The sequence below is a fragment of the Bradyrhizobium sp. 164 genome (assembly GCF_023073715.1).
Taxonomy (GTDB): domain Bacteria; phylum Pseudomonadota; class Alphaproteobacteria; order Rhizobiales; family Xanthobacteraceae; genus Bradyrhizobium.
Genome location: NZ_JADPKA010000093.1, coordinates 123,426 through 134,788, shown reverse-complemented (window position 1 = coordinate 134,788; position 11,363 = coordinate 123,426). Strand labels below are relative to the sequence as shown.

At 61.0% G+C, this 11,363-nt stretch carries 12 protein-coding genes and 2 pseudogenes; 10 read left to right on the top strand and 4 right to left on the bottom strand.

Annotated elements, in window-relative coordinates; translation table 11 throughout:
- The coding region (locus IVB01_RS28050; protein WP_346659351.1) for a transposase at positions 1-349 on the bottom strand (349 nt) is incomplete at its 3' end.
- Between the two features lie 530 nt (positions 350-879).
- Between IVB01_RS28050 and IVB01_RS28045 the strand changes: the two genes are divergently transcribed.
- From IVB01_RS28045 to IVB01_RS28035, 3 genes and pseudogenes are all read left to right on the top strand, one after another.
- The gene (locus IVB01_RS28045; RefSeq protein WP_346659350.1) at positions 880-1,368 is read left to right on the top strand and encodes a hypothetical protein; all 489 of its coding nucleotides are present in this window, start codon (positions 880-882) and stop codon (positions 1,366-1,368) included.
- Positions 1,367-1,828: pseudogene (locus tag IVB01_RS28040) on the top strand (DNA polymerase/3'-5' exonuclease PolX); the annotation flags it as partial. The gene IVB01_RS28045 and the pseudogene IVB01_RS28040, both read left to right, overlap by 2 nt.
- 654 nt (positions 1,829-2,482) lie before the next feature.
- A complete protein-coding gene (locus IVB01_RS28035) occupies positions 2,483-3,340 on the top strand; it encodes an SIR2 family protein (RefSeq protein WP_247495064.1) in 858 nt (285 codons plus the stop codon).
- Here IVB01_RS28035 and IVB01_RS28030 read toward each other — a convergent pair.
- Together IVB01_RS28030 and IVB01_RS28025 are read right to left on the bottom strand one after the other, a co-directional pair.
- The gene (locus IVB01_RS28030; protein ID WP_247495063.1) at positions 3,337-3,477 is read right to left on the bottom strand and encodes a hypothetical protein; all 141 of its coding nucleotides are present in this window, start codon (positions 3,475-3,477) and stop codon (positions 3,337-3,339) included. The two genes, IVB01_RS28035 and IVB01_RS28030, sit on opposite strands and share 4 nt — an antisense overlap.
- Positions 3,478-3,730: 253 nt before the next feature.
- A pseudogene (locus IVB01_RS28025) lies at positions 3,731-4,491 on the bottom strand (IS5 family transposase).
- A 455-nt stretch (positions 4,492-4,946) separates the two neighbouring features.
- On the opposite strand from IVB01_RS28025, the gene IVB01_RS28020 reads away from it, so the two are divergent.
- The gene (locus IVB01_RS28020) at positions 4,947-5,144 is read left to right on the top strand and encodes a hypothetical protein (protein WP_247495062.1); all 198 of its coding nucleotides are present in this window, start codon (positions 4,947-4,949) and stop codon (positions 5,142-5,144) included.
- A gap of 104 nt (positions 5,145-5,248) precedes the next feature.
- Positions 5,249-5,494: a hypothetical protein gene (locus IVB01_RS28015; RefSeq protein WP_247495061.1), complete on the top strand. Its 246-nt coding sequence runs from the start codon at positions 5,249-5,251 to the stop codon at positions 5,492-5,494.
- A gap of 222 nt (positions 5,495-5,716) precedes the next feature.
- On the opposite strand, the gene IVB01_RS28010 is transcribed toward IVB01_RS28015, so the two are convergent.
- Positions 5,717-6,499, bottom strand: a complete 783-nt coding sequence (locus IVB01_RS28010; protein WP_247495060.1) for an SDR family NAD(P)-dependent oxidoreductase — start codon at positions 6,497-6,499, stop codon at positions 5,717-5,719.
- A 162-nt stretch (positions 6,500-6,661) separates the two neighbouring features.
- On the opposite strand from IVB01_RS28010, the gene IVB01_RS28005 reads away from it, so the two are divergent.
- From IVB01_RS28005 to IVB01_RS35770, 5 genes are all read left to right on the top strand, one after another.
- A complete protein-coding gene (locus IVB01_RS28005; RefSeq protein ID WP_247495059.1) occupies positions 6,662-7,837 on the top strand; it encodes a zinc-dependent alcohol dehydrogenase in 1,176 nt (391 codons plus the stop codon).
- Positions 7,838-7,851: 14 nt separating this feature from the next.
- On the top strand, positions 7,852-8,406 hold the full coding sequence (locus IVB01_RS28000) for a hypothetical protein (RefSeq protein ID WP_247495058.1): 555 nt from the start codon (positions 7,852-7,854) through the stop codon (positions 8,404-8,406).
- Positions 8,407-8,410: 4 nt separating this feature from the next.
- Positions 8,411-10,039, top strand: a complete 1,629-nt coding sequence (locus tag IVB01_RS27995; RefSeq protein ID WP_247495057.1) for an alpha-amylase family glycosyl hydrolase — start codon at positions 8,411-8,413, stop codon at positions 10,037-10,039.
- A gap of 149 nt (positions 10,040-10,188) precedes the next feature.
- Positions 10,189-10,362, top strand: a complete 174-nt coding sequence (locus tag IVB01_RS27990) for a CsbD family protein (protein WP_247495056.1) — start codon at positions 10,189-10,191, stop codon at positions 10,360-10,362.
- Between the two features lies 1 nt (position 10,363).
- Complete coding sequence (locus tag IVB01_RS35770) at positions 10,364-11,362, top strand: DUF305 domain-containing protein (RefSeq protein ID WP_247495055.1); 999 nt, start codon at positions 10,364-10,366, stop codon at positions 11,360-11,362.
- Position 11,363 lies beyond the last annotated feature (1 nt).

Below are 11,363 nucleotides of genomic sequence, written 5' to 3'. Positions count from 1 at the left end.
GTTGTTCGGCAGTCTTCATCGGTACGAACCGCATCGTCGGACGGGTGACAGCCTCACAAATGGCTTCTGCATCCGCCATGTCGGTCTTATTTCGTTTGACATAAGGCTTCACATAGGCCGGTGGCATCATGCGGACCGAATGCCCCAGCGCCGCGATTTCGCGCGCCCAATGATGTGCACTCGCACAAGCCTCCATGCCGACCAGGCAAGAGGGGAGCGCTCGAAAGAACGGCAGCACCTGCGATCGTCGCAACATGCGGCGAACCAATACTCTCCCGTCGCTGCCGATCCCGTGCACTTGGAAGATCGACTTGGCCAAATCCAAACCTACTGTGATAATCTTCTCCATTGGAACGGTCCTTCCTTTGTGGCGCCTCTCGAAGCGACCACGTTAGGCACTTTTGATGCCGGTTCGAAGGGCCGTTCCACACCATCACTTTTGATGAAGTTCAAGCGCCGGCTTGCGTTGGTTTCACAGAGGAATCAACATGATGCAGCGAGCCCTACGTCCGTCGGCCCCGGTTCCTCGCGGGTTTGACGTGGAGAGCACCATCTGTGACGGCGCCACGACCGTGATCACCGTCCGTTCCATGAGCGGGACGAGTCTCCGTCCTGGACGCGGAGCCAGTTCTGGGCGGATCCATAGCCGATATCAGCGACGCCTGACCGATCTGCCGCTGGCAGGCGGCGGGTTGGCTTGGTAGTCATGGCGCGCCGCTTCCGCTGCGTTACTGTTCTGTGCGGTCGACGTATTTTGACCGAGCGTTTCGATGGCGGCGCTCTGGCATCGTGGGCGCGGCGAACGGCCCGGCTTGATCTGGTCGTCCATCACCTTGGGCTTGCCTTGGTGGCCGCCCGGCCGCGAGTTTTACTCGACTTATGCTGCCCGTGAGCAACGATACGTTACCTCGGATGGTTCGAAGGCGCGGGTGTCCGCCTTTTGCTGCGCCGAGCGTGATTGGTATCGACGACTGGGCCTGGCGGCGCAATCAGCGGTACGGAACAATCCTCTGCGACCTCGAGCGGCTACGACCAATCACTCTTACCCGACAGAGAACCAGCCACTGCGCAAGCCTGGCTCGCGGGGCAACCACAGATCGCTGTGGTCGCGCGCGACCCGGTGGCGGCTACGCCCTTGCTGCGACCAAGGCACTCCCGCAGGTCACCCAGGTCGCCGACCATCGGCACCTCATGGAGAACAGCCAGGCCTTCCTCGATGCGGTTCGCAAATCTATGCGCCAGGTCCGCGTTGCGGTCGGCTCCGCGACCATAAATCCCAACTTGCTGAGCGCCGCCGAGCGCATCCAGTATGAAGGCTATCTTCGGCGTGAGGACACCAACGCGGCCATCCGCAAGCAGGCCGACTAAGGAGTTCGGCAAGGACTTCCGGATCCTGAAGCGCATCGAGTCGGACATCCTGGCCGATGTACCCCGAAGAGGTGCTCGATCGGTTCGACTTCGTCATGGCCAACATCCACGGCCGCTTCAAGCCTGACTGGATGGCGCACCAGGGTCGACCGGGCTACGACATCGACGTGGAGAAAGTGCTGCGCGCCTGCACCAGGCAGGGCGTGGCGGTGGAGATAAAGGCCCACCCGCGGCGGCTCGACCTGGACTGGCGGTGGCACCAGACCGCACTGGATTTCGGAGGCATGATGAGCATCATTCCGGACGCCCATTCGATCCGCGAGCTCGACCACATGCACTGGGCGTCGAGATGGCCCGAAAGGAAAGCGTTCCGGCCGACCGTGTCCTGAACGCGATGTCGCTGCCGCAAATTCAGCAGCATCTCAGGCGCCGCCGCCGGGCGTTAGCGCGCGCCGACTGACATTCGCTCCGAAGAGAGGACGACGATGATTAGAACTGTTGCTCGAAGCTCAGTGGTTGCGGCGCTTCCAATTGCCGCTACCGCTCTAGCCAGTCCGGAGGCCGAAGGGGGGCGAACAGAGCCTGCTTCCACAGGTGAGCAGCGCCTTGCTGCCGGCGCGCCCCCATAGTCAAATCCGAGGCCGTCAGTTTGTCCCTGTAGACGCCCAACGTGCCTGAAAGATTGCCTCAGAGGCTGGGTAGGGCTGAAGCGCTTGGCCTTCCACCGGCAGGTGCTCGACGGCCTTAAACTATTCCGCCGGATCCAACAGCACGTCATGCGGCTGTCGGCGGACCGACAAGAGCGCCGGTGGTCAATGTCGCACTGAAACGATGGAAGAGACTTGCTCGGGCCCGAGCCTCGGCTCGCGCGATCATTCCGGCCAATCCCAAGTGGACCGTCCAGCTCACGGCAGCCTGACGACAAGACGGCAACGGCGAAATTCGACTGAACACCACACAGCCCCGCTGATGTTTCCCGCGCCCCGGAGACCGGCCTTCTTAATAGGCCGGCCCTAAAGGCACGAAATCTGCAAAAGGTTGGGCCGACGATCCAGATCCATCGCGCAATGCCCTTGCCATAGGAACCGAGCAACCTGCAACCGATTGAAACTGGATGAACAGTTCGGTTGGAAAGAAACAAGTATCATCGTCCAAGAATATCTTGGCTGGTGCGATCAAGCGACGCCAGGCGATCCTGTTCGTTGGCGCAGGGGTTTCGATGGCTGTTGGGCTGCCGTCGTGGCAGACCCTGATAGACCATCTGTTAAAGGAGCTCGAACTCGATTCCGCGGTGATAGACGGAATGAGCGACGGCTATCAAATGCTCGCCGAATTCTATCGGCTGAAGCAGGGTGGAAGTGGTCCGTTACGAAGCTGGCTTGATCGAAACTGGAAGGTCGCGACAGACAAAGTCTCGCACTCGGAGCTGCACAAACTCATTGTCGAACTCGACTTCCCGGCTATTTATACCACTAACTATGATCGAAACCTCGAGACAGCGTTCGAAGTCCACCATAAGCCTTATGCGAAGATTGCGAACGCCAAGCATATCGCAGACGCTGCCCAAGGCATTACGCATATAATTAAGTACCACGGTGATTTCGATGACGATGCATCACTGGTTCTTACCGAGACCGATTTTCTGGATCGACTATCCTTCGATTCACCGCTAGATATCAAATTCCGCGCGGATGCTCTCGGTCGCACCATTCTCTTCATTGGCTACAGCATGTCCGATCCCAATATCCGCCTGCTATTACATAGCATTTGGCAGACCTGGGAAAAATCAGGTCATAAGGACGATCGCCCGCCCTCGTTTGTGTTCATGCCAGCGTCTAACCCCGTGCAAGAGGCGATACTGGCACACTGGGGGATTACGCTTTTAACCCCCGAGAGCGGAAGCTGCCGGAGGGACTCATTGACGGATTTCCTTGCCGATATCCGTGCGAGAATTCGTGACACTGATGATTAAACGCGGGAGTCCGGGATGCTGCTGCGAGCCTTGCGCTCGGCTACCATGATGCGCCAAGCTTCTTCCTTTAGTTCGTCGACATCGTAGTCGTCGCCGGTATCCAGGTTTAAGGCGACCCTGCTCGCGAGCCACGACATGCTTCCCGCCCAGCCAGAACGTGGCGCCAGTCGGCGTATGGGTAAGCCTGTCGCCGTCAAGCACGAACTGCTCCTTCATCACTTTCAAAGGCATGATATTGTCCACCTGACGAGCGTCCCATACTGACATCGCCGGGATTAGCGACGACCCTTGTTGCTGCCACGACGAGGTTCGTTACCTGCCGCCTGACGGCTCGCCCGTCCCACTTTGTTGGGGCCTCGCGCGTGCCCACTGTGGTTCCTGCCGCGTTTGCTAGGACGCGGACTCATAAAGACGCAGCCATAGCCTGATTGAGGCGAACTGAACGAAGGCAAGGTAATTGGCGACCAGCCTGACGTAGCGCGTCGCCACCCGACGACATTGTTTGATCCTGTTGAAGAACCGCTCGACGTGGTTGCGAGCCCGGTAGAGATAGGGGCTGAAGCAGATCGGATCGCTGCGGTTGCTTTTCGGCGGGATGCTGGCCCACGCGCCCTTCTTCATGGCAAGCTCCCTGATCAAGTCCGCGTCATAGCCACGTCGGCAAGCAGCATTGACCCAGATTTCAGACGAGAGAGCAGTTTTCCGGCAAGTAGAACGTCATGGGCCTCACCAAGGCTCAGCGCCAGCCGTACCGGCAGACCATTGCTATCGATCACCGCATGAATTTTGCTCGTCAAGCCGCCGCGTGACCTCCCCATCGATTGGCGCTGGTTTCGTGTGATGCAGGCTCCATGCTGATGTACACGGACAATGGAGGTGTCGATCATCTGGACAGGGCATCGTTGGCAGCGGCAAGTGCGTCTATGATGTGGCCCCAGACACCAGCCTGCCGCCGGCGGACGAAGCGGTTGTAGCTTGTGGTGTATGGGCCAAACGCTGTTGGCAGATCACGCCGGGGTGCTCCTGATCGGAGGACCCAGAAGATACCCATTCAGGACCCGTCTGTTGTTCACCCGAGGAACGCCGCGCTGTTTGTTTGGCAGCATCGGCTTGACGGCGGTCCATTCATGGTCGGCGAGTTCGTAGCGCATGATTCGAGCCCCAGTTCGGGAGTTTGAATTATGGCAGTCCGGCCAAACGCAACGCTCCTGGCCCGAGCCTTGTATGGCGCTTACGGACAGGAGCGGACATCAACCAGCCCTCAATCTGACAAAGCCGTCGAAAATGACCCTTAGCGGACTACGAGCGAGCGTAGCCAGAAGTCGGCCAAAGCAGACCCCAAAGGCCGTCCCGCCGATAGCGACCAATGACATACCAGCTTCGAAGGAACTCGATTCGGTGTCACTGTCTTAATCTCTCACTAACGAGAGCAGCTCCATTGGCCCCGTTCGGGCGGTGCTTCCGAGGCCCGCGGCCACTGCGAAGTTCATAATGGTTTAATTTTGATTTGTATTCAGTCAGGAACAGCCGAGAACTTGATCGCGTTTTAGGATCGGCGAGTGCTCAACCATGCGGGTTAGGACCCGCAGGCGCGAGGGAGGTTGTTATGCAGCGTCGCCGTGTGAAGCAAACCTTGTCCCTTGAAGAGCGCCTTTCTGAAGAAGCAAAGCGCTTACGAGAGAAGGCGAGATCTCTTCCACCTGGCGCCGACCGTGAAGCCCTTCTACGCAAGGCCCGCCAAGCCGACACGGGCTCGCACCTGAGCGAATGGCTGCAATCTCCCGGTCTCAGGCCACCGGAATAGAAACATTGTCAATCCCAAGCTATTGGCATGTACCACCGACACAGCAACCACAGGCGTCGATGGCTGAGAGATCCTTGCGCTCCCGCCTCAACTGGAGCGCAGCCATGTCCCTGTATTTTTTCGATATGCTTAGTACTGACGGACTGGCGCCGGACGAAGAAGGACTGGAACTCTCAACCATGGATGACGTCCAAAATGAGGCGGCGTATGCGCTCGCTGACATGCTGAGAGATGACGTGCGAGCGACCATGGGCAATCCAACCGCTCGTGAACTGATGATCGTCGTTCGCGATGGTAGCGGCCCCGTGTTGCAAGCGAGGTATTCTTTTGAGGTTATGCGATTACAGTAAGGCCGCCCCAGGTGGCGGCCTCTTGCGTGGCCTGCCCATCTCCGCTACTGCGCCCATCGCCGACTATTGCGCTGCCGCACGGGGTCGGTCGCTATAGTGGCAAAGCAGACATTGCTTTAGTCGCATCACGCCGCCGGTTTATGGTGGGGTGGACGCCCCGCCGACGGCATCGATGTGCCAAAGTGGAGATGTTGAGCACCACTTAAGGGAGGCGTCCGTCCGCTACGACTTCGCCGTGCCGGGTTCTGCCATCTTGCGATGCTGCTTGGCCAGCACCTCGTTGGGCGTGACGTTCGCGATCGTGGTCTGGAGCTTGTTCTTCATGCCGGTGACCACGTCGGACTCCCCGCTCATCATGGCACTGAACCCGGCCTTCGCGACATCACGCGCGTCGTCCTTTTTCTCGGTGCCGACCTTGGTGTCCATCATGTCGGCGCGGCGGAAGAATTCGGTTTCGGTCGCTCCCGGCATCAGACAGGTGACGGTGACGCCGCTGTCTCGAAGCTCCTCGCGCAGCGCGAAAGAGAACGAATCGAGGAAGGCCTTGCTGGCGTTGTAGACCGCCTGGAAACTGCCCGGCGTGAAGCCGGCGATCGATCCCGTGATCAAGATACGTCCGGAATTGCGCCGGAGCATTTCGTTGCCGACGCGGTGGATCAGATAGAGCGTTCCCGTGATATTGGTGTCCACCACACGCCTGATGCGCTGGAAATCCTGGTCGACAAACGCCTTGCCGAGGCCCACGCCGGCATTCGCCAGCAGCGCGTCGATCGGCCGGCTTCCGGCCGCTGCGCACAACTTGTCCACCCCCTCTGTGGTCGCCAGATCCGCCTGCACCGCCTGGACACTGCCGCCGAGGCGGCGGAGCTCCGCCGCGGCGCTTTCAATAGCAACCTCGTCGGCGGCGATGACGAGATCGAAGCCGGCTTCGGCGGCACATTTCGCAAGTTCCAGACCTATGCCGGTAGATGCTCCCGTGACCAGGGCGAGTTGCTTGTCTCGCATGACGCTATCCTCGATTGGCTTGATCACGTCCAATCGCGCGCCCACGCCGTCGTTCCTATTCCTGCGCACATCCGCTGCGATGCGGCGATTTTGCGGACCACGATAGCAACCATCGTTCTTCGTTCGACTTAGATGCCTCGTAACCGACCTCGGAGGACTGAGATGAAGGCGCTGGTTTGGCACGGCAAGGAGGACATACGGTGCGACACGGTCACCGACCCTGAGATCCAGGACCCCCGTGACGCCATCATCAAGGTCACGAGCTGCGCCATCTGCGGCTCCGACCTCCACCTCTTTCACAATTTCATCCCGGGGATGCTGCCGGGCGACATCATGGGCCACGAGACCATGGGCGAGGTCGTCGAGGTCGGTTCCGGTGTCGACGGCAAGATCAAGAAGGGCGACCGCGTCGTCGTGCCCTTCACCATCATTTGCGGCGAATGCGAGCAGTGCAAGCGCGGCAATTTCTCCGTCTGCGAAACCACCAACCGGAAGCGTCACCTCGCCGACAAGGTGTTCGGACACACGACGGCCGGCCTGTTCGGCTACACGCATCTGACCGGCGGTTATCCCGGCGGACAGGCCGAGTATCTGCGCGTGCCCTATGCCGACGCCACCCACATCAAGGTTCCAGCCGGCATCCCCGACGAGCAATTGCTGTTTCTCAGCGACATCTTCCCGACCGGCTGGCAGGCCGCCGTGCAATGCGACATCGAGCCGACCGACAGGGTCGCGATCTGGGGTTGCGGCCCGGTCGGGCAGATGGCGATCCGGAGCGCCATCCTGCTTGGCGCCAACCAGGTGATCGCGATCGACTGCCTGCCCGAGCGCCTCAGCATGGCGGAAGCCGGCGGGGCCACCACAATCAACTTCGAAACCGAAAGCGTGGTCGAGCGGCTCAACGAGCTGACCGACGGCAAGGGTCCGGAAAAATGCATCGATTGCGCCGGCATGGAGGCGCATGTGATGGCCTCGCAGCCGGATACGCTGCTCGATCGTGCCAAGCAGATGGTGATGCTCGAGAACGACCGCCCTCACGTTCTCCGCGAGATGATCTATGTCTGCCGTCCCGGCGGCATCATCTCGGTGGCCGGTGTCTACAGCGGCCTCTCCGACATGCTCCCGATGGGCGCGTTCATGAACAAGGGCCTGACGATGCGAACCGGTCAGACCCACGTCAATCGCTGGACCGATGATCTGCTCCGCCGCATCGAGCAGGGCGAGATCGATCCGTCGTTCGTCATCACCCATACCGTGCCGCTGGAGCAGGGACCGGAGATGTACCAGGTGTTCCGCGACAAGCGGGACTCCTGCATCAAGGTCGTGCTGAAACCCTGAAGGAGGTGTCAGACATGTTTCATTTTTCCAACATCGTGCGCACCAAGAGCGACCCGAAAATCATTGAGGGCGGACCGAGCCTGAAGCGACCGGCAGATCAACTCGCGCGCGCGCTCGGCTGGTTCAGCATCGGGCTTGGCGTCGTCGAATTGCTGGCGCCGCGTCGCGTCACCGAAACCTTGGGCATGGAAGGCAACGAGACAATGGTCAGGGCGTTCGGCATCAGGGAGATCATGGCTGGAATCATGTCGCTGTCGGTGGACAAGAACGCGGGCCTGTGGGCCCGTGTCGGCGGCGATGGTCTGGATGCGGCCGCGCTGCTGTCCGGCTTGACGGGTGACAATCCCAAGAAAGGCAATATCGCGCTTGCGCTGCTGATGGTCGGCGGCATTGCCATGCTCGACTATCGCGCCGCCCAGGATACCAAACCCCGCCGGCCGGCCCGCGACGCGAGGCGAAAACTTTTTCCGAACCGCAGCGGCTATCCCAAGGGACTTGAAGGCGCGCGAGGAGCCGCAAGACAAATCGCGGCCAATGCAGCGAAATCGCCTTCGCTAAATCCGACCTGAACGCATGAGGCACATCCAAGTCAAACAAGGCGAAACCGCCGAAGCTACCGCGGATAGGCCGTGGTGGCACTCCGCGACAATCTACGAGATCGCGCTGATCTCATTTCAGGATTCCAACGGAGACGGCAAAGGCGATCTGGCAGGCCTGCTGTCGCGCATCGACTATCTGACGTGGCTCGGCGTCGACGCGGTGTGGCTGACGCCGATCTACCGAAGTCCATTCCGGGATCTCGGCTACGACATCTCGGATTATTGCTCCATCGATCCCGCCTTCGGCACGCTCGATGATTTCGACCTCCTTGTTGGTCGATTGCACGACGCCGGAATTCGACTCATTCTCGACCTCGTCCCCAACCACACCGCGAACGACCATGCCTGGTTCGTTGAAAGCCGCAGCTCTCGCGACAACGCGAAGGCAGATTGGTACGTCTGGGCCGATCCGGCCGAGAATGGTGGACCGCCCAACAATTGGCTGAGCCGCTTTGGCGGCAGCGCATGGGAATGGTGCGAGACGCGGGGTCAATACTACTATCATTCCTTTCTCGTCGAGCAGCCCGACCTGAACTGGCGCAACCCGCAGGTCCGTGCTGCGATCGCCGATGTCATGCGCTTCTGGCTCGACCGGGGCGTCGATGGCTTTCGCGTCGATGCAAGCGCGGTCCTGATCAAGGACGAACTCTTGCGCGACAATCCACCGAATCCGGACGCGGGGGGCAAGCCGCCGCCGCAGCGCCTGACGCCAGTGTTCACCGACGACCGTCCGGAGACGATGCAGTGCATCGAGGACATCAGGAACGTGATCGACGAATATCCGGGACGGCTGTTGTGCGGCGAAGTGCAAGGCAAGACCGACCGCATCGGCCATTTCTACGGCAACCACCGGCCGCGTCTGCACTTGCCGTTGAACTTCGCGCTGCTCGATTCGCCCTGGAATGCTCTGTCGCTGCAGGCGGCGATCGATGCCTATCTCAATGCCCTGCCCTCGCAAGCCTGGCCCGTATGGGTGATCGGCGGGCATGACAAGCAGAGGATCGCGAGCAGAATCGGCGAGGCGCAGATGCGCATCCTGGCGATGCTGCTGATGTCCCTGCGAGGAACGCCTTTCTTCTACATGGGCGACGAGATCGGCAGGGAGCGCGTCTCCATTCCCCCCGATCGTATCCGCGACCCCTTCGAGAAGCTGGTACCGGGCTATGGACTTTGCCGCGATCCGGAGCGCGCACCGATGCGTTGGGATGATAGCCCGAATGGCGGCTTCACCGACGGACACCCATGGCTGCCGCTAGGTCCGAGCGACTCCAGGAATGTCGCCGGAGAGCAACGAGACGACCACTCGATCCTTGCCTTGTTTCGAAAGCTGATCGCGCTACGGCGGGAGCAGCCGTGCCTGCGCGAAGGCGAGCAGCAGCCGCTGCGTTCGCAGAATGACGTCTTTGCCTTCAAACGCGTGTGGAACGGAGACGAGATATTGGTCCTGCTCAACATTTGCGCCGAACCTCGGAAATGGCACAGGCAGGGTCGCGGCCGGCTGCTGATGTCCACGCACCTGGATCGCCAGCCCCAGCCGCTGCCGGACGGCTCCGTCCTCCTTCGCGGTGATGAAGGCGTGATGATCGCCGTTGCGCGCCCGTAAGGGGCGCAGGAACCATCGGCCGTCCCATGAGTCTCACCAGAACCTTCGGCGTCCCCCCTGCTGCCGGAGGTCAACCGGAAGAAACCGCGACCCCGGCCCTTGCCCCCGTCCAGCGCCGGGGTCAGCGGCGCGAACTTCTGAGGTTGACGATGAGCAAGATGAAGGGCCTGACGCAGCGGATCTCGGGTAAGGCGAAGCAGGCGGTCGGCGAAATCGTCGGAGATCAGGACCTGCACGAGCAAGGTAAGGTCGAGGCGGACCGCGGCCGTGACCATCCCGAGATACCGGGCCAGCCCCATCCGCCGAAGGAGCCCAAGCATTGACGTGAACGCCGTGACTGCTCGCGGCCCGTCCGCACGGAAAGTCGATACGAGTGCAACGCCCGGCGAACCGTCGCACAGGTGCCGGCGGTGGCTTTCGGCCGCCGCGCTCGGTCTGATCAGCAGTACCTTCTCCACCGTCGTAAGCCAGCTCTTTGCCGCGCGGATCGGCCGGGACGCGGCTGTCGACTGGATGACCGTCGCGGCGATTCCCGCCCGCGACTGGGCGCTTAGCGCGGAGCCATCATGGAGCGCGATCCTCACCGGCATCGCATTTCATCAATGGGCCGATTTTTCCTGGGCGCTGGTCTTCTTTGGCGTGCTCGGCCGATGGACCGCCGACTTACGGCCGCTGACGATCCTGGCCCTCGCGCTACCCTGGGCCGTCTTCTCCTCGGCGATGGAATGGTTCGTGCTGGTGCCGCTGCTTCCATTCTGGCAACCGCTGTTCACGCTGCAGCAACCATATTGGATCGGCCTGCTCGTCCATGGCTCGTCTGCCATCATGTACCCGCTGTTTGCACGGCTGCGGTGGAACGGGGACCACGCTCCGGCGCAAGACCTGCGCTTTACCGACGGCTGGATCACCGGCGGAGTGATGACAATCGTCGTGCTCGGGACGGTCGCATTGTTCGGCGGTCTCGGCTACGAGCTACCCTGGGTCGGCCGCGCCAAGGATGCTGACCAGACCTATATCCGCCATATGAGTGCACACCACGCTCAGGGCATCGAGCTGGCACAGATCGCCGCCGAGCGAGCGCAGGATCCGCATCTGCGGAAGCTTGCGATGCTGATGATCGCGAGTCAGGCCGGCGAGAACCGGATCTTCGAGAACTGGTGGCTGAGCTGGTTCGACACCGAGATGCCGGACTGCAGCAAGGAGGAACGTACGGCCATGCCCGGGTTTCTGACCGAAGCCGAGATGCGGCAGATCAAATCCGCGCCGGTCGAGTTCGATCCGGTCTTCGTGGAATTGATGAGCAAGCATCACAGGGGGCGGTGAA